Consider the following 19,876-nt stretch of genomic DNA (forward strand, 5'->3'; position numbering starts at 1 on the left):
ACCATGCATCAGCCGCCCATCACCTGCTCCGTTTGTCCGGCTATCGCAAAGGTACCCTATGACCAAGATAACGACCGCAAACTCCTCGCGCCTGGTGGTCACCATCGGGCTCTGTTTTATGGTGGCCCTGATGGAGGGGCTGGATCTGCAGGCGGCGGGGATCGCCGCCGTCGGCATGGCGCAGGCCTTCGCGCTGGATAAAATGCAGATGGGCTGGATCTTCAGCGCCGGGATCCTCGGCCTGCTGCCCGGCATGCTGGCGGACCGCCACGGGCGCAAACGCATCCTGCTGGGCTCGGTGCTGCTGTTTGGCCTGTTCTCGCTGGCCACCGCGGTGGCCTGGAGCTTCCCGACGCTGCTGCTGGCGCGCCTGCTCACCGGCGTCGGGCTGGGGGCGGCATTGCCGAACCTGATTGCCTTAACCTCGGAAGCCGCTGGTCCCCGTTTTCGCGGCCGGGCGGTGAGCCTGATGTACTGCGGGGTACCCATTGGCGCCGCGCTGGCGGCGGCGCTGGGGTTCTCTGGCCTTGCCGCGGCCTGGCAGACCATCTTCTGGATTGGCGGCGTGGTTCCGCTGCTGCTGATCCCGCTGCTGATGCGCTGGCTGCCGGAATCGCAGGCGTTTCAACGCGTGGAGACCAGCGTGCCGCTGCGCACCCTGTTTGCCCCGGGGCATGCCGCCGCCACGCTGCTGCTGTGGCTGGGCTATTTCTTCACTCTGCTGGTGGTCTATATGCTGATCAACTGGCTGCCGATGCTGCTGGTAGGCCAGGGATTCAGCGCCAGCCAGGCGGCGGGAGTGATGTTCTCTCTGCAGATCGGCGCCGCCTGCGGCACCCTGCTGCTGGGCGCGCTGATGGATAAGCTTACTCCGTTGCGTATGTCGCTGCTGATATACAGCGGCATTCTGGCGTCGCTGCTGGCGCTGGGCAGCGCGTCGTCGCTGAGCGGGATGCTGCTGGCGGGGTTTGTCGCCGGGCTGTTCGCCACCGGCGGCCAGAGCGTGCTCTACGCGCTGGCGCCGCTCTTCTATCCCGCGGCGATCCGCGCCACCGGGGTCGGCACCGCCGTGGCGGTGGGACGCCTCGGGGCGATGAGCGGTCCGCTGCTGGCCGGCAAGATGCTGGCCCTCGGCACCGGCACTGTCGGGGTGATGGCGGCCTCAGCGCCGGGCATTGTGCTGGCCGGCGTGGCGGTGTTCTGGCTGATGCATCGCCAGCAGCGCGCGGCCATTGTCTGAAGCCTGTCCGGCGGTCCGGCGAAAAAATGCCGGGCCGCCGCCTTGCCTCTGCGCGTGCCCTGGCCTAAGGTAAGACATCATTCTCTGTCGCTTATCGTCTCTATGGCTTACCGCTCCCGCTTGCTCGACGCTATCCCTGGCATCCGCCACGCGTTTCTCGATGTCCACGAAACCGCCGCCTTTCCCTATGCCGAAATGGCGCCGGTGAAGCTGGTCCATGGCAATGAGGTTCATCATTATCAGCAGCCGCTGCCGACGCGCCCGCATGCCGACGCGGTGTTTACCGCCGTCGCCGGGCAAAAGGTGGGGGTGGTAACCGCCGACTGCCTGCCGATACTGATCGCCTCGCGCGACGGTCGCTTCATCTGCAGCGTGCATGCCGGCTGGCAGGGGCTGGCCAGCGGCATTGTCGACAACAGTCTGGCGACTTTTCGCCAGCAGGGGGCGGCGCTGGCCGATCTGGTCATCGCCGTGGGGCCGCATATTCACCCTTGCTGTTACGAAGTCTCCGCCGGATTTTATCAGCAACTGCTGGACCAGCCCGGCGGTGACCGGGTGGCCCGGCACCGCCAGCGGCTGTTCCATTCCCGTTCTGGCCCGGTCAGCGATCCGCTCAAAGCCGCGGCGCGCGGCAGCGATAATCTGTGGTTTGATCTGCGCGCTTTCGCTGAGGCGATCTTCGCAGAGGCGGGGGTGGCGTCAACGAGCGTTGAATGGCTGGGGAGCTGCACCTATTGCACGCCGCAGTCGCTGGGCTCCTACCGGCGCCGGACCCATTTTCCGGCGCCGAAGAGCTTTCAGTACTCGTGGATCATGCGTGAGACCTGAGTCGCGCTGGCGTTAGATCACCCGAAAACCATGGGTGCCGTCGCGGGCCAGCTGATCCACCAGGCCGTACTCCCACTCCAGATAGGCCTGCATGGCCTCTGCGGAATTATCGGTCCCTTCATAGGGTCGGCGATAGCGATCCCGGCGCTCGACAGCGAGGCCGGCGTCGCCATGGGCCAGCGGCAGACCGGCGGCGATCCACGCCAGCGTCCCGCCGCGCAATACCTGTACCGGTTTACCGGTTAAGGCCGCCACCTCGGGCGCCGCGTAGCGGGCCAGCAGGCTGCTGCCGCAGGTCACCACGTAACGTTGAGCGGGAGGGATCGCTTCCAGGGCCTGGCGCAGCTGCGAGCGCGTCAGCCACCACGCGCCGGGGATATGGCGGGCGATAAAGTTGGCGCTGGTGGTGAAATCGAGCACCACCGTACCGGGGTCGTCCAGCTGTTGCGCCAGCTGCGCCGGGCTTATCTCCGCCGCCTGCGGGGCGGGGGGCACTTCGGCGGCTGGTACCCCGCGCTCGCTCAGCTGGCTGGCCGACAGGGCGTTCAGCCGCGCCGTCTCCCAGCCCATCTGCGCCAGCCACGAGCCGGTTATCGCCGCCCGGACGCCATCGTCATCCAGCAGCACGATTCGCGCCCCTCGTACGCTGGCGAAGTGATCGGTCTCCTGCACCAGCTGGCCGCCTGGCGCGCTCAGGCAGCCAGGATAGTGGCCTGCCGCGTACTCCTCAGGGCTGCGCACATCAAACAGGAAGGTGGTGCGGTCGCTCTGCTGTAGCCAGCGTTGCAGGGTCGCCTCATCAATGACCGCCACCCCGGCCCGTTCGGCGAGATGCGCCACCTCGGCGGCCCGGGCGCCAGAGGCGCGGGCGGAGGGATCGTATTGCCGCTGCTGCTGGTGCGCCAGCGTCTGGCCGGCCAGCGTCCAGCCGATAGTGCCATTGCGCAGGGCATGGACCGGGTTCGGCACGCCGGCGTTGATCAGCGACTGGGTGCCGATGATGCTGCGGGTGCGTCCGGCGCAGTTGACGATCACCGGCGTTTGCGGGGAGGGCGTCAGGCTCTCCACCCGCAGGGCCAGCTCGCCGCCGGGCACGCTGATGCTGCCGGGGATGCTCATGGTCTGGTACTCATCGAAGCGCCGGGCGTCGACGATCACCACCTCCTGCCGGCTGTCGATGAGCGCCTGAACCTCCCGGGCGCTGAGCGACGGCGTGTGACGCACGCTTTCCACCAGCTCGCCAAAGGCTTTACTGGCGGAGTTGACGTCCTGAAACAGCTCGCCGCCGCTGCGGCGCCAGCCGGCGAGACCCTCGGCCAGCAGGGCCACATCCTGATAGCCCCAGGTCCGCAGTCGTTCGACGGCGATCTCCGCCAGCCCTTCGCCATTGTCGTAGACGGTGATCGGGGTGGTGAAGCGCGGTATCCGCCGGCGCACCTCCAGCTCCAGTTTGCTGAGCGGCAGATTGACGGCAAACAGCGGATGAGCGGTGGCGAAATCGGCCTCTTCACGGACGTCGATGAGCGACAGTTCACGACGGTCGAGCAGCGCCTGGCGGATCCCGGCGGCCTGTCGGTAAGCGTAAGTGGACATAATGGTTATCCTTGGTGTTCGCGGGAGGGATCCCAGATGTTGGGCACATGGCGGTTGGCGTAGCCGGAGATAAACGGTTTTTGTTGGCCTTCCGGGGTATACACCGCGCGCTTCACCGCGCCGATGTTGCCGCCGTAAACATGAATGCTGATGGAGACGCGATCCGCCAGCGCATTGCTGACGCGATGAATATCGCCATCGTCAACGGAGACTTTCTCCACCTGACCTGCCTGCAGGAGCGTCGCGGCGCCCAGCGGCCGCGGTATGCCTTCTGCATCCAGCTGGTAGCGTTGATTCTCCTCCGCGCCGCGCAGCATACCAATGGCCCCCCATACCCGGTGGTCATGGATCGGCGTCGCCTGTCCCGGCCCCCAGACGAAGCTGACGATCGAGAAGCGCTCCCCGGAGTCGGCATGCAGCAGATACTGCTGGTAATGGTGCGGGTGCGGCAGGGTGTACTCTTCCGGCAGCCAGTCGTCGTGACGTACCAGCGCCGCCAGCCGTTGGGCCACGGCGTCAAGCAGCGGCGCGGTCTGGTGGTGTTCACGGTGCAGGCGATCAACCTCATGAATAAAATGGCGTAATTTTTCCAGTCGTGGTCCAGTCATGTGCGGTTCCTGTCAGAGGGACTGGTCAAAACGCTAACAGAGGCGTTAATATTATTTAAATGCAATTTACGCATATATTAATATGCAAATTACACATAAGGATCCTATGCGCATCGACGATATTGACGCTCTGCTGGCCACGGTGCAGTTTTCTTCCCTTAATCAGGCGGCGGACTATCTGGGGATCACCCAGTCGGCTATTACCCGGCGCCTGCAGCGTCTGGAGCAGGAGCTGAACGTCACGCTGTTGGCGCGTCAGACCCGCCCGCTGACCCTGACCGCCGCCGGTCAGCGGGTGTACGAGCAGTGCCTGAGCATTAAGCGCGAGACGAAAAAGCTCTACAGCCTGTTGGATCCGCAAGGCGAGCCGCGCGGCGCGCTGCGTCTCGGCGTACCGCAGAGTATCAGCGAGATCGCGCTGCCGGCGGCGCTGGCGGCGCTGAGCCAGCAGTTTCCCGCACTGTCCCCGCAGGTCGCCTGCGGCTGGAGCGGAGAGCTGCAGCGCCGGCTGGAAAACGGCGAACTGGACGGCATGCTGGCGATGGGCCCCGCCCAGCAGACCCTCGCCGAGGGCTACAGCGGGCGGCTGCTGTGTCCCCTGGAGGTGGTGCCGATTGCCGCCCGGCGTCTGAATCTGCGGGCGTCGTCGCTGCGGGAGTGCGTCGAACAGGGCTGGATCCTTAACCCCGACGGCTGTGGACTACGCGCCGGGCTCATCCGCGAGCTGCAAAGCCAGGGTCTGCGCCTGAAGCTTAACGTTGAGAGCGCGGGCGCCCAGCTGCAGATGGCGCTGGTGGCGCAGGGACTGGGGCTGGGGCTGGTGCCGCGGGCGGCGCTGGCGGCCAGCCCGTGGCGTGACGAGCTCGAGGTCGTCAACCTCAGCGACTTTCAGCCTGCGGTGTCGCTGTGGCTGATCCACGCCCGGTATCTGGCAAACTTGCAGTCGCCGCTGACCTTTTTCGCCAGCAAAGTGGTGCAGCAGCTGACAGTATCCGACTGAAAGCACTATGTATTTTTGTTTAATGCCAGTCTTGCATATTAAGATATGATAAAAATGCATTTTGTTCATTAACACACCCTGTATAGGGTAATGACCAGCGCCGCCGTCGCGGCCACTCCATTACCCTGACGCAAGGAGTTGTTCATGAGCATTCAGTTTCTCGGCATGATTGGCCATCGCCTCTCTTCCGAAACGATTGCCCCGGTGGGGCCGATCTTTGACCGCGACTATATCGTTCGCTTTGCGCAAACCCATGAAGCCGCCGGGTTCGATCGCCTGCTGGTGGGTCACTGGTCCGATCAACCCGACGGCTTTCTGGTGACCGCCCTGGCCGGACTGTCGACGCAGAAAATTCAGTACCTGCTGGCCCATCGCCCCGGTTTTGTCTCGCCGACCCTTGCCGCGCGCAAATTCGCCACCCTTGAGCATCTGCTGGGGGGCCGACTGGCGGTGCATATCATCAGCGGCGGCAATGACGCCGAGCAGCGCCGGGACGGCGATTACCTCGATCACGACCAGCGCTATGCCCGCACCGACGCCTTCCTTGACGTCGTACGCCGGGTGTGGACCAGTGAGCAGCCGGCAGATATTCACAACGATTTTTATCAGGCCGAACAGGCCTGGTCAGCCATTCGTCCACTGCAAAAGCCGCACCTTCCCATCTACTTCGGCGGTTCGTCGGAAGCGGCCATCGCTGTCGCCGGCAAACACGCTGACGTCTTCGCCCTGTGGGGCGAGTCGCTGGCGCAAACCGGCGAGACCATCCAGCGCGTGCGCGCCGAAGCGGCGAAACACCAGCGTGATATTGGCTTCAGCGTCTCGTTCCGGCCGATTATCGCCGACAGCGAAGCCGAGGCCTGGGAGAAAGCCGAGCATATCCTGCACGTCGCCACCGAGCAGGCGGCGCAGCGCGGGGGCGGGTTCAAGGCCAAACCGGACAGCATCGGCGCCCAGCGGCTGCGGGCCACCGCCGCGCAGGGCAGAGTGGTGGACAAACGCCTGTGGACCGGCATCGCCCAGCTGGTGGGCGGCGGGCATAACTCCACCGCGCTGGTAGGCACCCCGGAGCAGGTGGCCGATGCGCTGCTCGACTACTACGACCTCGGGGTGCGCAACTTCCTGATCCGCGGATTCGACCCGCTGAACGATGCGGCAGACTACGGCCGGGCGCTGCTGCCGATCGCTCGTGAAAAAGCCGCGCGGCGTGCGGTGGCGGAGCGCGCATCGTGATCCATCCTGAGCGCGACGACTGGGCGCAGCAGCTGACGGCGGTACGCCAACAGATGGCGGAGCAGGCGGCCAGTCTTGACGCCAGCGGCGACTTTCCCTGGCGCAATATCGACCCGCTGCGCGCGGGGGGCTGGTTAAGCCTCGCCGTGCCGCGTGCTTACGGCGGGGCGGGCGCCAGCCTGGCCCAGCTGCAGCAGGCCATCGCCGCCATCGCCTGGGGTGAGCCGGCGACGGCGCTGATCGTCTGCATGCAGTATCTGCACCATTTGCGGCTGGCGGAAAACGACGCCTGGCACGCGCCGCTGCGCCAGCAGGTTTTTCATGATGCCGTCGAACACGGCGGCCTGATCAACAGTCTGCGCGTTGAGCCGGATCTGGGCTCCCCGGCGCGCGGCGGCCTGCCGGACACCGTGGCGAGCCGCCGCGCGGACGGCTGGGACATCAACGGCCATAAAATCTATACCACCGGCATTGAAGGGCTGCGCTGGCTGGCGGTTTGGGCGAGAAGCGATGAGAACCCGCCGCGGGTGGGCACCTGGCTGGTGCCTGGCGACAGCCCGGGGATTAGCGTGGTGAAAAGCTGGGATCACGCCGGGATGCGGGCTACCGGCAGCCATGAGGTGATTTTTCGCCACGTGCGGGTGGCGGCAGAGCATGCGGTGGATGTCTGGCCGGTCGATGCGCCACCCGCCGCTCAGGCGGAACCGTTGCGCCTGTTCGCCAACCGACAGACGGCATTGCTGGCGGCGATCTATGACAGCATCGCCCGCGCCGCTCACGACTGGCTGGTGAGGTGGCTGGCGGGGCGGGTGCCCGCGGGTCTCGGCCATCCGCTTTCCCGCCTGCCGCGGGTGCAGGAGAAGGTCGGGCAGATCGCCGAACTGCTGTTGGTTAACCGCAGCCTGCTGGAGCAGGCCGCTGCGCTGCGCTTTTCCGCCATTGAGGCCAACCTGGCGAAAGTCACTATCACCGACAACGCCATTCAGGCGGTGAATATCGCGCTCGAGCTGACCGGCAATCATGGCCTCAGCCGACAAAACCCGCTGGAACGCCACTACCGCAATGTGCTCTGCGGCCGGGTGCATACCCCGCAGAGCGACAGCGCCTGGCTGGCAGCCGGCCACTTCGTCTTTCAATCACAAGGATAATCACGATGCGTCTATCATTCTCAGGCCGGGTGGCGGCAGCGCTGATGCTGCTGGCGCTGGGCGGTTACGCGACGGCGCAGGAGCGGCTTACCCTGCGCATCGCCGATCAAAAAGGCGGCATGCGTTCGCAGCTGGAGGCGGCCAACGCCCTGCAAAACCTCCCCTACGACATTAAGTGGGCCGAATTTCCGGCCGCCGCGCCGCTGGCGGAAGCCCTTAACGCTGGCGCGGTGGACGCGGGGATCATCGGCGATGCGCCGCTGCTCTTCGCCCTGGCTAACGGCGCGCCGGTAAAAGCGATCGCCGTGGACAAAAGCAACCCGGCGGGGACCGCGGTGCTGGTTTCTCCCGGCAGCGCGATAAAAACCGCCGCCGGGTTAAAAGGCAAGCGCATTGCCACCGGCAAAGGGTCGATTGGCCATTTCGTGGCGCTGAAAGCCCTCGAGCAGGCGGGGATTTCACCGAAGGAGGTGCAGTGGGTGTTCCTCGGTCCGGTGGACGCCAAAGTGGCGCTGCTTAACGGTTCGGTGGACGCCTGGGCGACCTGGGAGCCCTACACCACCCAGATGGTGAAGACCAACGAGGGGCAGATCCTGGTGAGCGGCAAAGGGCTGCTGCCGGGGAATACCTTCCTTGCGGCAACGGATTCAGCGCTTAACGATCCGCAAAAGCGCGCCGCGCTGCAGGATTATCTCCAGCGCCTGGCCGGCGCCGAGCGCTGGGCCTACGCCAATCTCGACAGCTACGGCAAAACGCTGGGGGAGATCATCCGCTTCCCGGCGGAGATCGCCCGCGCGCAGTTTGCCAACCGTCAGTCGCAGTGGCAGCCGCTGGCGGAGGAAACGGTGACCCAGCAGCAGGCGACGGCCGACTTTTATCTCGCCAACGGCCTGATCCGCACCCGGCTGGACGTGAAGCCGACCTTTGACCCCAGCTTTAGCGTGCCCGCCGGGCCGGCCCACGCGGAGGTAACGCCATGACCCCGTCCGCTTTTTCCCGTCGACGTTTTTTACAGCTCAGCGGTGGCCTGGCGCTGGCCGGGGTTTCCCTGCCGCTGTGGGCTCACGATATGGCGGAGATGGCCAGCGGCGATGCTCATCCGGCGCTGCGCCTGCCGCAGCCGTACAAGATCAAGCTGGCGATCAACAAAAGCGCGGTTTGCCTCGCGCCGGTCGCCGTCGCCGAGCAGCAGAAGATTTTCAGTAAATATAACCTCGACGTTGAGTTTGTTAACTTCGGCAACTCCACCGATGTGCTGCTGGAGGCGATCGCTACCGGCAAGGCCGACGCCGGGGTGGGGATGGCGCTGCGCTGGCTGAAGGCGCTGGAGCAGGGCTTTGACGTCAAGCTCACCGCCGGGACCCATGGCGGCTGTCTGAACCTGCTGACGGCCAAAGCGTCGCCGTTCAACGGCCTTGAGAGCCTGAAAGGGCAAACCATCGGCGTCACCGACATGGCCGGGCCGGATAAAAACTTCTTCGCCATCCTGCTTAAGCGCCACGGTATCGATCCGATAAGCGACGTGCAGTGGAAAGTCTACCCGGCGGATCTGCTCAGCGTGGCGCTGGATAAGCGCGAGATCGCCGCCATCAGCGGCAGCGAGCCGTTCAGCTATCGGCTGCTGGAGACCGGCAAGTATCAGCTGATCGCCAGCAATATGACCGGGGACTATGCCAATCTGAGCTGCTGCGTGCTGGGGGTGAGCGGGAGCCTGGCGCGGGATCATAAACCGGCCGCCGCGGCGCTCACCCAGGCAATCCTTGAAGCGCACAGCTATGCCGCCGAACATCCGGAAAGCGTGGCGCAATCTTTCCTCGCCCATGCGCTCAACACCAGTGAAGCGGAGGTAAGCGGCATTCTGCACGGACAGGGGCACGGCCACCACGCGGTGGGGGAGGCGTTCGTGAAAGAGCTGACGCAGTATGCGGTCGACCTGCAGCGGGTGCAGGTGATCAAACCGGGCACCGATCCCCATCAGTTTGCGGAGAGTATCTATGCCAACGTATTCGCCTGAGCAGGCGCTGGCGCGCCCAACCGGCCGCGCGCCGCTGTGGGGAAAAGGGCTGCTGGCCGCCGCGCTGTGGCTGCTGGGCGGTCTGTTCACCCTGGCCTGGCCCGATGCCGGGCGGCGCTGGCCGTTTAGCGAGGGCTGGGCGCTGGCGCAGTTCGCCTTCGGCGGCGGCTTGCTGCTGCTGGCGCTGAGCTATCGCTACTGGCGAGCGCGCGGCGCGCGCGTGCTGCATGCCGGCAAGTGGCTGGCGCTGCTGCCGGTGCTGTTCGCTGCCTGGGAAGGGCTGACCGCCAAGAGCGGCGTGCTGCCGGTGCCGTTTTTCGCGCCGCCGCAGGCGCTGATCGAGGTGCTGTACGACGACTGGCCGCGTCTGCTCGACAGCCTGCTGCACTCCCTGGGGCTGCTGGGGCTTGGGGTGCTGCTCGGCACCAGCAGCGGGTTCGTCACCGGTCTGGCCATTGGCTGGTCGCAACGGATAGGCTACTGGGTCCATCCGGTGTTACGCCTGCTGGGGCCGGTGCCGTCCACCGCGCTGCTGCCGCTGTGCCTGTTTATCTTTCCGTCAAGCTTCGGCGCCAGCGTGTTTTTGATTGCGCTGAGCACCTGGTTCCCGGTCACGGTGCTGACCTGGTCCGGGGTCATCGGCATTGACAAGGCGTGGTACGACGTGGCGCGGACGCTCGGCGCCAGCCAGCGTTTCCTGATCCTGCGGGTAGCGATCCCCGCCGCGCTGCCGAACGTCTTTGTCGGCCTGTTTATGGGGCTTGGCGCGTCGTTTTCGGTGCTGATTGTGGCTGAAATGGTCGGGGTGAAGTCGGGGATCGGCTTCTACCTCCAGTGGGCCCAGGGCTGGGCGGCCTATCCCAATATGTACGCCGCGCTGCTGGTGATGGCCTTGCTGTGCTCCGGCCTGATCAGCGGATTATTTATGCTGCGCGATAAGCTGCTGAGCTGGCAGCGGGGAGGGATGCAATGGTAACCGCGACGTCAGGTTCGCAAACGATAGCGCGCGGCGCGGCGGTATCGATAAACCATCTTCATCACGCGTTTACGCTCGGCAAACAGGCGGTGCCGGTGCTGGAGAATATCAGCCTGCAGCTGCGGCCAGGGGAAAGCGTGGCGCTGCTGGGCCCTTCCGGCTGCGGTAAATCCACCCTGCTGCGGCTGCTGGCCGGGCTGGAAGCCCCGCAGAACGGACAGATGCAGTTCGACGGCGCGCCGCTCGGCGCTCCGGGGCCGGAGCGCATACTGGTGTTTCAGGACCCGACGCTCTATCCCTGGCTGACGGTGCGGCAGAACGTGCTGCTGGGCCCGCAGGCGCAGGGCAAAAGAGGGCTGGAAGCAAAGGCCGACGCGCTGATTGACCGCATCGGTCTGCAGGCCTTCAGCGAAGCGTGGCCGAGGCAGCTGTCAGGGGGGATGGCGCAGCGCGCCGCGCTGGCGCGCGCGCTGTTGAACGAGCCGCGCCTGCTGCTGCTCGACGAGCCGCTGGGCAAGCTGGACTCGCTGACCCGCATCAGCATGCAGCGGGAGCTGATCGCCCTCTGGCAGCAGCAGGGGTATACCAGCCTGCTGGTGACCCACGATATCGAAGAGGCGCTGCTGCTGTGCGAGCGGGTGCTGGTGATGTCGCCGCGTCCGGGGCGGATTATCGCCGAGTTCGCGCTGCCGCTGGCCTTTCCCCGCCACCGCGATAACCCGCAGCTGCTGCAGCATCGTCAGGATATATTGCGCATCCTCGGCCAGGAGGAGGACTGGTAGGGTAAACGCACTCCCCGGTGGCGGCTGCGCCTTACCGGGCCTGCGAGTTCGAGAGGAAGGGGAAGGACCGTAGGCCGGTACAAGCGCAGCGTCGCCCGGCCATGGACATCCGGAACCATGCGCCACGTTTTGCCCGGTGGCGGCTGCGCCTTACCGGGCCTGCGAACTCCACAGAAGGGGAAGGACCGTAGAACGTAGGCCGGTGCAAGCGCAGCGCCGCCCGGCAATGAGCATCCGGCGCGACGCCATGTACGGCTTAAAAATCCATCTTCACCGTGAACTGTACCTCACGCGGATCGCCAATCTGATTGCCGAGGTTATTGGTGCCGATGGAAGAGGTGTAATAGGTCTTATCAAACAGATTCTTCACATTCACCTGCAGCGTCACCGGATACTGCAGCTTCATCTTATAGGCGGCGAACACGTCCGCCACCGCATAGCCCGGTAGATAATAATCCGCGCCGTTGGTGCCGGAGCGCTTGCTGAGCGCATGGCCGCCGCCGCCCACCGTCAGGGTGTTGCTGTTGTAGACGTTATGAATGTCATAGGTCAGGAACAGCGAACCGGTGTGTTTCGGTACGTTCGGCAGCGGTTTCCCGGCGTAATCCGGATCTTCCAGCACTTTGGCGTCGGTGTAGCCGTAGCTGGCGATCACGCTGAGGTTATCGGTGATGGACCCCGCCAGATCCACTTCCACGCCCTGGGAACGCACCTTGCCCGCGGTTTTGGCCACCGTCTCATCGCCAATGCTCTCGGTGTACAGCACATTGCGCTTATGAATATCAAACAGCGCGATATTGGCGGTAATGCCCTCCAGCAGGTCGAATTTGGCGCCCACTTCGTAGGAGGTGGACTCTTCCGGCGGCAGCTCGCCGATATAGCTGGCGATCGACGACTGCGGCATAAACGACTGGGCGACATTGGCGAACAGCGACACGTTCGGCGTCACTTTGTAGACCAGGCCGGCTTTCGGCGTCCATTTCTCATCGCGGCTGTCGGTATTGACGTTAAACGGTCGGCCTTTACCGGCGTACTGGGTGTAATACTGGTAGCGCACGCCGGCGACGGCGATCCAGTTGTTGGTCAGGTACAGCGCGTCCTGCACGTAAGCGGCATAGCTCTCCTGCTGGATCCGCTGATCGCTGTCGGACGCGGAGACGGTATTGCAGGTGTCGAGGGTGCCGTAGACCGGATGATAGATATTAAAGCCTTTCACGTTCTTGCAGCGCAGCATATCGGTGCGCAGCAGATCGTAATTCTCATAGGCGACGCCGGTCAGCAGTTCGTTATAAAAGCCGCCCACCACCACGTTGCCCTGCAGGTCGGCGCGGGTCGAGTGCATCTTCTGCGTGGAGCCATGGGTTCCATCGACCCGGCGGGTCAGGTTGCCGGTCGCCGAATCATAAGCCATTACTCGCGCCTGGTTATCGTTATAGTGATCCTGGCTGTAGCTGTAATCGAAGCGCGCGGTCCAGGCGTCGTTAAGGCGATACTCGGCGTTGAGCTGGGCGAGGTCGGAATAGCCATCGGTAATATTAAACGCTTCATCGAAGCGGGTTTTGCGATCGACGTTCACCGCATGGCCGGTATTCAGATCGAAAATAGTGCCGCGGTCAAAGGGCGCACTGTAGTCGCGGTGCGAATAGGACGCGGTCACCGTCGCCCGGTCGCCAAACCAGGTCAGGGAAGGGGCGATAAAGCGGCTTTTGTTTTTACCGAAATTGCGCCAGTAATCTTCATTCTGATAGTCCCCAATCAGCCGGTACGCCAGATTCGTGCCTTCGATGGGGCCGGTGACGTCGACGCTGCCGGTACCGCCGCCAAAGCTGGTGGACGTCGCGGAAACCGAACCGGAGAACTGCCGCTCAGGACGTTTGGTGATGACGTTGATCAGCCCGCCGGGGTCGAGAATACCGTACAGCGTCGAGGCGGGTCCCTTCAGGACTTCCACCCGTTCGGTGGCGGCGTTAAAGCTGCGCGGCAGAACGGTGCGCAGACCGTTGGTCATGATCGAGCCGTCGCGGTTAGCGCCGAAGCCGCGGCGGGTAAAGGCGTCCTGGGTGCCGCCGAGGGTGTTGGTTTGCACCACGTTGGCGACGTTATACAGCGCCTCGTCGAGCGAGGTGGCGTGCTGATCTTCGAGAACCCGATCGCTGACGGTATTCACCACCTGCGGAATATCCAGCAGCGGCATCGCGGTCAGCGTCGCGGTAGAGGAGCTGAGCGGTTGATAGCCGCTGGTGGCGCTCTGCTGGGCGCCGTCGGCCACCACGGTGATGGTCTCTTCGGCGTCGTTGTTACCTTCCGCCGCGTTATTTTCCGCGGCCATTAATCCCGGTGAGGCTAAAAAAAGAAGCGAAAAAAGCGCCCGCCCTTGCAACGAGGTGAAGGCGACATGGGGTTGAGTCATTATCTTTTTCTCGTGAACGAATCTGCCTTTGCGGTCAGATAAAGCCAATAAAATCATTGCCCTGAATAATAAAAACACGCGATTTAGCGTCTGAACGCGCCTTTCTACGTGTAATTGAGAATCATTCAATCATGAAGGAATGTAGTAGTAAACGTTATAGAAGATAAAAAATCAGCGGCGGGGTACAGGGCGTTTTAAACACCTCCATCAGGGAATATCCTGCGGTTATCTCTTTGATATTATTTTATTTTTATTCTATTGCGTTGGCGCGGCCTCGCTGTAGTCATCGTCCGCGCCAGAAGACGATGGCGACTATTGACTACTACATTCATCCCCGTCATGATCAAAAGAGAATGAGATTTATTTTGATTTGACTGCAGAATGTCCAGCCTCGCCTGGAACGCTGCGGCGCAGGAGCGAGTTATGCCACAGCGGGTGACACCTGCAGAGCAGGGGATCGTACTGGATGCCCTGTCGGCCGGCTACGGCCAGACCCTGATCGTTGACGACATCAACCTGACCATCCCCACCGGCAAAATGACGGTGCTGGCCGGGGCGAACGGCTCCGGCAAATCCACGCTGCTGTCGACCATCGCCAGGATGCTGAAACCGCTCGGCGGCAGCGTGCGTCTGGACGGGCAAGCCATTCATCAGATGCCGACGAAGGCCGTCTCGCGCCAGCTCGGCATCCTGCCGCAATCGCCGCTGACGCCGGAAGGGTTAACGGTTTTCGAACTGGTCTCGCGCGGTCGCTTCCCGTGGCAGGGGCTGATGCGTCAGTGGTCCGACGCCGATGAGCTGGCGGTGGAAGAGGCGCTGCGCTTAACGGGCACCCGCGAGTTCGCTCATCTGCCGGTGGACAGCCTCTCCGGCGGCCAGCGTCAGCGCTGCTGGATCGCCATGGCGCTGGCCCAGCAAACGGCCACGATTCTGCTTGATGAACCGACCACCTGGCTCGACCTGCGCTATCAGGTCGATATTCTCGAACTGCTCCAGACCCTGACCCGCGAGCATGGCCGTACGGTGGTGACGGTGCTCCATGACCTTAACTTTGCCGTCAACTATGCCGATCTGCTGGTATTCCTTAAACAGGGGCGCATCGCCGGGACGATTAGCGACGGTGAAGTCTGTAGCCCTGAGCTGATTAAAGGCGTGTTTGACGTTGACGTGCAGATGTCGATTAACCCGCAAACCGGCAAACCGTTCTTTATGCCGTTTCGCGCCCGCCAGGCGGCGGCACAATGAGCGTGGTTACCCTGCATCCCGCGCGGCGGCGCGCCCGTCCCCGGCTGGCGCTGCTCCTGCTTACGCTGCTGCTTATTGCCGGCTCGCTGGTGCATCTTGGCCTGGGCGCCCGCTGGATCGCCCCGCAGACGGTGCTGCAGGCGCTGCTGGAGTACAACCCGCGTAACTTCGATCAGCGGATAATCGTCGAACTGCGCCTGGTGCGGCTGGCGGCGGCGCTGCTGACCGGCGCGGCGCTCGGCGTCGCCGGGCTGCTGCTGCAGACGGTGATCCGCAACCCGCTGGGCGAGCCGCATATCCTCGGCCTTAACGCCGGCGCGTCGCTGGCGGTGGTGGCGACCTCTGCGCTGGGGCTCTCCTTCGGCGCTTTCCCCGCCGCGCGGCCGCTGACCGCCGCCTGCGGCGCGGCGCTGCTGTTCGGCGGGGTGATGGCGCTGGCCTCTGCCGGTCGCGGCGGAGCGACGCCGCTGCGCATCACGCTGTGCGGGGTAGCGCTGTCGGCGTTTGCGTCGGCGGTGACGGCGGCGATATTAATTCTCGATGAACAAACGCTGCTGGCGATGCGCACCTGGCTGGCGGGCGATCTGGCCGGGCTGAACTGGAGCACGCTGCGGACGGCGCTGGTCCCGGCGCTGATCGGCCTTGGCGTTGCGCTGTTCCTTGCCCCGCGCCTCAACGTGCTGGCGCTGGGGGATAAGGTAGCGCTGGGCCTCGGCGTGAACCTCGTCCAGACCCGGCTGCTGGGCCTGCTGGCGATTGCGCTGCTCTGCGGCGCGGCGGTGGCGGTGGCCGGGCCGATCGGCTTCGTCGGGCTGGTGGTGCCGCACGTGGTGCGCCGTCTGGTGACGGAAGATATCCGCCTGGCGCTGCCCCTGGCGGCGCCGGTGGGGGCGCTGGTGCTGCTCCTGGCGGATATCGCCGCCCGGACGCTGGTCGCCCCTCAGGAGCTGGCCACCGGGGCGATGACCGCCCTGGTGGGCGCGCCGCTGTTTATCTTTATCGCCGCGAGGTTTTTTAAATGATGCGCGCCGTCCATCGGGCCGGCTTTCGGCCGCTGGTTTTCGCTTCCCGCCAGCTGCTGCTGCGCCCGGCGGCGCTTAACATTGCCGCCTTAATGCTGCTGATGCTGCTGGCGCTGGGGCTGTACAGCCTCAGCCGCGGCAGCTATCCGCTGCCCGCGTCGACGCTGGCGCGGGCCCTGCTGGCGCCGCAGGAGATTGGCGAGCAGCCGCGCTTTATTCTGTTTGATATCCGCCTGCCGCGGATCCTGATGGCGCTGCTGTGCGGGGCTATGCTGGGGCTGGCCGGCGCGGCGATGCAGAGCATCACCCGCAACGGGCTGGCCGACCCGGGGCTGATCGGCGTCAAAGAGGGGGCCAGCATCGTGGTCCTGGCGCTGGTGCTGTTTTTCCCGGCGGTAGGCCTGGTCTGGCGGCCGCTGGCGGGAATGGTCGGCGGCGTGGCGGTGGCCCTGCTGGTCCTGACGCTGGCGCGCGATTGCTCGCGACCGCGCTTTATTTTAATTGGCGTCGGCGTCTCCTGGACCCTGGCGGCGGCGGTCGGCATCTTTATGACCACCGCTGACGTTCGCGACGTGCAGACGGCGATGATCTGGCTGGCGGGCAGCCTGCAGGCCGCCACCTGGCCGCTGCTGGCGGTGGCCTTTTGCTGGGCGCTGCCCGGAGCCATCATCCTGTTCTGTACCGCCCGGGCGGCGGACGCGGCGCTGCTGGGCGACCGGACCGCCATCGGCCTTGGGGTGCGTCTGCAGCAGCTCACGCTGCTGCGATTTTTCGCCCCGGTGCTGCTGACCTCGGCCAGTGTCTCCTGCGTCGGCAGCCTGGGCTTTGTTGGCCTGATGGCGCCGCATATGGCGCGTTTTGTGCTGCGCGGCGGCCAGGTATCGCTGCTGAGCGGAAGCGCGCTGATTGGCGCCTTGCTGGTGCTGGTGACCGATACCCTTGGCCGGCTGGCGTTTGCGCCGCTGCAGATCCCGGCGGGGATTGTTATTGCCCTGGTGGGCTGCCCGTTTTTTGTTGTCTTACTCTGGCGTCGCCGCGATGCCCTTTAACCAGGAAGGTATTATGCGTTGGTTCGTCTCATTGCTGCTGTTGCTGACGGGGGCCGTCAGCGCCGCCGACCCACAAACTCAGACTTTTACCGATGATTTAGGCCGCACGGTCACCGTCCCGCTCCATCCGCAGCGTATCGTTTCGATGCACGATCTCGACATTACCATTCCGCTGATTGAGCTCGGGGCGCCGCCCATCGCCAGCCACGGCCGGACGCGGCCGGACGGCAGCCACTATCTGCGCTCCAGCGCCCAGCTCACCGGCGTCGATTTCGACAATAGCGATATCCGCTTTATTGGCACCGCCGATATCGATCTGGAAGCGGTGGCCGCCGCCAGGCCGGATCTGATCATCACCGAGCCCAGCCGTCACGTGTCGGTGGAGCAGCTGGAGAAGATTGCCCCGACGGTGAGCATCGACCATCTGCAGGGCAGCGCCCCGGAGATTTACCGCAAGCTGGCGCAGCTGACCGGCACCCAGCCGCGGCTGGCGATCCTCGAGCGCCGCTATCAGGAGCAAATCAAGCAGCTGAAAGCGATGGTTAACCCGTCGCAGTACAGCGTCTCGGTGATCCAGGCGAACAACGGCAAGGTCACGGTGCATCATTCTTACCACGCGCTGGGCCGGGTGCTGCGCGACGCCGGGTTCCGCTTTCCGCCGTTGATTGAGCGGATCCCCGACGGCCAGCGAATTGACGTCAGCGCGGAACAGCTGCCGGAGCTGGACGCCGATTTTGTCTTCGCCACCTGGCGGTCGGATACCGGCGGTAAGCCGCAGGATGAGCTGCGGGCGATGGAAGGGGTGATGCCCGGCTGGTGCGACTTTATGCGCGCCTGCCGCACCGGGCGCTATATTTTGCTGCCGCGGGAGGAGGTGATCTCCAACTCCTACGCCGCGCTCTCTCTGATGGTGGCCCAGGTGCAGTCGCATATTACCGGCAGGCCGATCCCGGCGCTGGCCAAATGAAAAGCGCGGTGAAAAAAGAGAAGGGGCGGGTCGACCTGTTCGGCGAACGCTATCGCGCCCGGGCGCATCAGCTCTCTCCCCGCCTGCGGGCCGTGGTCAGCTATATCAACGACAACCGCGAGGTGGTGCTGGAGCAGACGGCGATGGAGATCGCCACCGCGACCCAGACCTCTGACGCCACGGTGGTGCGCGCCATCCAGGCGCTGGGCTTCGCCGGGCTGCGCGAGCTTAAGCAGACTATGGAGCGCTGGTTCGGCACCTCGGTCACCTCGGCGGAAAAGATGCGCTCGACGGTCACCGCACTCGCCAGCGACGTCAATTCCAGTATTGATTTTGTGCTTGAAGGGCACCAGCGGGTCTGCGAGGTCCTGTCGCGGGCCGACAACCGCGCGGCGGTGGCCCAGGCGGTGGCGTTGCTCAGCGACGCGCGCCAGGTGGGGATCTTCGGCATCGGCGCCTCGGGGATCCTCGCCGAGTACACCGCCCGGCTGTTCAGCCGCATTGGCCTGCCGGCTTACGTGATGAACCGCACGGGCTTTAGCCTCGCCGAACAGCTTATCGGCCTGCAGCGCGGCGATGTGCTGATCATGATGGGGCAAAAATCCCCCCATCGCGAAGGGATGACCACCCTGCGCGAGGCGAAGCGGCTGGGTATTCCGACCATCCTGCTGACCCAGGCGGTGGACTCGCGCTTCAGTCAGGAGGCGCAGGTGGTGATCGACGTCCCGCGCGGCGGGGACAGTAGCCGGATGCCGCTGCACGGCACGGTGCTGGTCTGTCTGGAGATGATTGTCCTGTCGGTGGCCTCGACCACGCCACAAAAAACGGTGAAATCCCTGAAGCGAATCAACGACCTGCACCGGGCCATCGGTAAATCCGGCGGTAAACGGACCAGTTGATAAGATAATTCACCAGCGGGAAGGTTTCCGGTTGCATACAAAAGTAAGTGTGTGTATTTTTATGCAAAATAAATGCATAAAAAGGATATCTCATGGTTAAGAATTTGCTCAAAGCGTGTTTCATGATGGCCGCGCTGACGGCAGCCGGACAGGCGGCTGCGGAAACCTACACCGTCGGCTCCGGCGGCACCTACCGGCCATTTGAATTTGAAAACAGCCAGAAACAGCTGGAAGGTTTTGATATCGACATCATCAAAGCCATCGCCAAAGCCGAAGGCTTTGACGTCAAACTGGTCAATACCCCATGGGAAGGTATCTTCGCCACGCTGAACACCGGCGACCGCGACATCATCATCTCCGGGATCACCATCACCGATAAACGCAAACAGATGGTCGATTTCTCCGCGCCGTACTTCCCGGCCGAGCAGTCTATCGTCGTCGCCCAGGATTCGCAGGTCGATTCCCTCGCGGCCCTGAAAAACGAGAAGGTCGGGGTGGTGAACTCCAGCACCGGCGATATCGTGGTCTCTGAGGTACTGGGCAAAAACAGCACGGCGATCAAGCGCTTCGACAATACCCCGCTGATGCTCCAGGAGCTGTTCGAGGACGGCGTCAGCGCCGCGGTGGGTGACGTCGGGGTGGTGAAGTACTACATCAAGCAGCACCCGGAGAAGCAGTTCAAGCTGGTGCCGGATGCCAAATTTGAACGCCAGTATTTCGGTATCGCGGTGGCGAAAGGCAACAGCGAACTGCTGGGCAAAATCAACGCCGGTCTGCAGAAGATTGTTGCCGACGGCACTTACGCCAAAATCTATAAAACCTGGTTCGACGACAACGTGCCGACGCTGCCAGCGCAATAACCCAC

The 19,876-nt window shown here is 64.1% G+C and carries 16 protein-coding genes and 2 pseudogenes; 15 read left to right on the forward strand and 3 right to left on the reverse strand.

Features of this window, described 5'->3' with window-relative positions; translation table 11 throughout:
- The first annotated feature begins 58 nt into the window (after positions 1-58).
- On the forward strand, positions 59-1,240 hold the full coding sequence (mhpT, locus tag MKR05_RS07840) for a 3-(3-hydroxy-phenyl)propionate transporter MhpT (RefSeq protein ID WP_131095980.1): 1,182 nt from the start codon (positions 59-61) through the stop codon (positions 1,238-1,240).
- A 102-nt stretch (positions 1,241-1,342) separates the two neighbouring features.
- Positions 1,343-2,068, forward strand: coding sequence for a polyphenol oxidase family protein (locus MKR05_RS07845; RefSeq protein ID WP_131095979.1), 726 nt, complete (start codon positions 1,343-1,345; stop codon positions 2,066-2,068).
- A 12-nt stretch (positions 2,069-2,080) separates the two neighbouring features.
- Here the strand turns inward: MKR05_RS07845 and MKR05_RS07850 are convergent, their stop codons facing one another.
- Positions 2,081-3,661: a rhodanese homology domain-containing protein gene (locus MKR05_RS07850; protein ID WP_131095978.1), complete on the reverse strand. Its 1,581-nt coding sequence runs from the start codon at positions 3,659-3,661 to the stop codon at positions 2,081-2,083.
- A 5-nt stretch (positions 3,662-3,666) separates the two neighbouring features.
- The gene (locus tag MKR05_RS07855) at positions 3,667-4,269 is read right to left on the reverse strand and encodes a cysteine dioxygenase (RefSeq protein WP_117128979.1); all 603 of its coding nucleotides are present in this window, start codon (positions 4,267-4,269) and stop codon (positions 3,667-3,669) included.
- Between the two features lie 106 nt (positions 4,270-4,375).
- On the opposite strand from MKR05_RS07855, the gene MKR05_RS07860 reads away from it, so the two are divergent.
- The 7 genes and pseudogenes from MKR05_RS07860 (at position 4,376) to MKR05_RS07890 (ending at position 11,419) form a co-directional block, all read left to right on the forward strand.
- Positions 4,376-5,269 carry a LysR family transcriptional regulator gene (locus tag MKR05_RS07860; protein ID WP_131095977.1) on the forward strand — a complete coding sequence of 298 codons (894 nt, stop codon included), beginning with the start codon at positions 4,376-4,378 and terminating at the stop codon, positions 5,267-5,269.
- Positions 5,270-5,413: 144 nt separating this feature from the next.
- Positions 5,414-6,509 (forward strand): annotated as a pseudogene (locus tag MKR05_RS07865) (LLM class flavin-dependent oxidoreductase).
- On the forward strand, positions 6,496-7,647 hold the full coding sequence (locus MKR05_RS07870) for an acyl-CoA dehydrogenase family protein (protein WP_065881363.1): 1,152 nt from the start codon (positions 6,496-6,498) through the stop codon (positions 7,645-7,647). Before MKR05_RS07865 ends, MKR05_RS07870 begins: the two are co-directional and overlap by 14 nt.
- Before the next feature lie 5 nt (positions 7,648-7,652).
- A complete protein-coding gene (locus MKR05_RS07875) occupies positions 7,653-8,627 on the forward strand; it encodes an ABC transporter substrate-binding protein (protein WP_048335943.1) in 975 nt (324 codons plus the stop codon).
- Positions 8,624-9,661: an ABC transporter substrate-binding protein gene (locus tag MKR05_RS07880; RefSeq protein ID WP_023290054.1), complete on the forward strand. Its 1,038-nt coding sequence runs from the start codon at positions 8,624-8,626 to the stop codon at positions 9,659-9,661. Before MKR05_RS07875 ends, MKR05_RS07880 begins: the two co-directional genes overlap by 4 nt.
- Positions 9,642-10,637, forward strand: coding sequence for an ABC transporter permease (locus MKR05_RS07885; RefSeq protein WP_101996957.1), 996 nt, complete (start codon positions 9,642-9,644; stop codon positions 10,635-10,637). The genes MKR05_RS07880 and MKR05_RS07885 overlap by 20 nt, the downstream gene beginning before the upstream one ends.
- Complete coding sequence (locus MKR05_RS07890) at positions 10,631-11,419, forward strand: ABC transporter ATP-binding protein (protein WP_060592572.1); 789 nt, start codon at positions 10,631-10,633, stop codon at positions 11,417-11,419. Before MKR05_RS07885 ends, MKR05_RS07890 begins: the two co-directional genes overlap by 7 nt.
- A gap of 256 nt (positions 11,420-11,675) precedes the next feature.
- Here MKR05_RS07890 and MKR05_RS07895 read toward each other — a convergent pair whose 3' ends face one another.
- Positions 11,676-13,748, reverse strand: coding sequence for a TonB-dependent siderophore receptor (locus tag MKR05_RS07895; RefSeq protein WP_101867063.1), 2,073 nt, complete (start codon positions 13,746-13,748; stop codon positions 11,676-11,678).
- A gap of 504 nt (positions 13,749-14,252) precedes the next feature.
- Here MKR05_RS07895 and MKR05_RS07900 point away from each other — a divergent pair.
- From MKR05_RS07900 to MKR05_RS07925, 6 genes and pseudogenes are all read left to right on the forward strand, one after another.
- The gene (locus MKR05_RS07900) at positions 14,253-15,074 is read left to right on the forward strand and encodes an ABC transporter ATP-binding protein (RefSeq protein ID WP_131095976.1); all 822 of its coding nucleotides are present in this window, start codon (positions 14,253-14,255) and stop codon (positions 15,072-15,074) included.
- A complete protein-coding gene (locus tag MKR05_RS07905; protein ID WP_101866784.1) occupies positions 15,071-16,096 on the forward strand; it encodes an iron ABC transporter permease in 1,026 nt (341 codons plus the stop codon). Before MKR05_RS07900 ends, MKR05_RS07905 begins: the two co-directional genes overlap by 4 nt.
- Complete coding sequence (locus MKR05_RS07910) at positions 16,093-17,145, forward strand: iron ABC transporter permease (RefSeq protein WP_048297701.1); 1,053 nt, start codon at positions 16,093-16,095, stop codon at positions 17,143-17,145. Before MKR05_RS07905 ends, MKR05_RS07910 begins: the two co-directional genes overlap by 4 nt.
- Positions 17,135-18,112 carry an ABC transporter substrate-binding protein gene (locus tag MKR05_RS07915; protein ID WP_165476265.1) on the forward strand — a complete coding sequence of 326 codons (978 nt, stop codon included), beginning with the start codon at positions 17,135-17,137 and terminating at the stop codon, positions 18,110-18,112. Before MKR05_RS07910 ends, MKR05_RS07915 begins: the two co-directional genes overlap by 11 nt.
- Positions 18,075-19,011: pseudogene (locus MKR05_RS07920) on the forward strand (MurR/RpiR family transcriptional regulator). The gene MKR05_RS07915 and the pseudogene MKR05_RS07920 overlap by 38 nt, the downstream one beginning before the upstream one ends.
- A 92-nt stretch (positions 19,012-19,103) precedes the next feature.
- Positions 19,104-19,871 carry a basic amino acid ABC transporter substrate-binding protein gene (locus MKR05_RS07925; protein WP_008804504.1) on the forward strand — a complete coding sequence of 256 codons (768 nt, stop codon included), beginning with the start codon at positions 19,104-19,106 and terminating at the stop codon, positions 19,869-19,871.
- Positions 19,872-19,876 lie beyond the last annotated feature (5 nt).

The organism is Klebsiella sp. K5-204, assembly GCF_030128585.1.
Lineage (GTDB): Bacteria > Pseudomonadota > Gammaproteobacteria > Enterobacterales > Enterobacteriaceae > Klebsiella > Klebsiella quasipneumoniae.

What these genes read in the sequence shown, in the direction of transcription:
- MKR05_RS07875 (WP_048335943.1), top strand. Translation starts at nt 7,653, where the DNA reads ATGCGTCTATCATTCTCAGGCCGGGTGGCGGCAGCGCTGATGCTGCTG.
- MKR05_RS07895 (WP_101867063.1), bottom strand. Translation starts at nt 13,748, where the DNA reads ATGGCCGCGGAAAATAACGCGGCGGAAGGTAACAACGACGCCGAAGAG.
- MKR05_RS07885 (WP_101996957.1), top strand. Translation starts at nt 9,642, where the DNA reads ATGCCAACGTATTCGCCTGAGCAGGCGCTGGCGCGCCCAACCGGCCGC.
- MKR05_RS07910 (WP_048297701.1), top strand. Translation starts at nt 16,093, where the DNA reads ATGATGCGCGCCGTCCATCGGGCCGGCTTTCGGCCGCTGGTTTTCGCT.
- MKR05_RS07900 (WP_131095976.1), top strand. Translation starts at nt 14,253, where the DNA reads ATGCCACAGCGGGTGACACCTGCAGAGCAGGGGATCGTACTGGATGCC.
- MKR05_RS07845 (WP_131095979.1), top strand. Translation starts at nt 1,343, where the DNA reads ATGGCTTACCGCTCCCGCTTGCTCGACGCTATCCCTGGCATCCGCCAC.
- MKR05_RS07925 (WP_008804504.1), top strand. Translation starts at nt 19,104, where the DNA reads ATGGTTAAGAATTTGCTCAAAGCGTGTTTCATGATGGCCGCGCTGACG.
- MKR05_RS07905 (WP_101866784.1), top strand. Translation starts at nt 15,071, where the DNA reads ATGAGCGTGGTTACCCTGCATCCCGCGCGGCGGCGCGCCCGTCCCCGG.
- MKR05_RS07915 (WP_165476265.1), top strand. Translation starts at nt 17,135, where the DNA reads ATGCCCTTTAACCAGGAAGGTATTATGCGTTGGTTCGTCTCATTGCTG.
- MKR05_RS07860 (WP_131095977.1), top strand. Translation starts at nt 4,376, where the DNA reads ATGCGCATCGACGATATTGACGCTCTGCTGGCCACGGTGCAGTTTTCT.
- mhpT (WP_131095980.1), top strand. Translation starts at nt 59, where the DNA reads ATGACCAAGATAACGACCGCAAACTCCTCGCGCCTGGTGGTCACCATC.
- MKR05_RS07850 (WP_131095978.1), bottom strand. Translation starts at nt 3,661, where the DNA reads ATGTCCACTTACGCTTACCGACAGGCCGCCGGGATCCGCCAGGCGCTG.
- MKR05_RS07880 (WP_023290054.1), top strand. Translation starts at nt 8,624, where the DNA reads ATGACCCCGTCCGCTTTTTCCCGTCGACGTTTTTTACAGCTCAGCGGT.
- MKR05_RS07890 (WP_060592572.1), top strand. Translation starts at nt 10,631, where the DNA reads ATGGTAACCGCGACGTCAGGTTCGCAAACGATAGCGCGCGGCGCGGCG.
- MKR05_RS07855 (WP_117128979.1), bottom strand. Translation starts at nt 4,269, where the DNA reads ATGACTGGACCACGACTGGAAAAATTACGCCATTTTATTCATGAGGTT.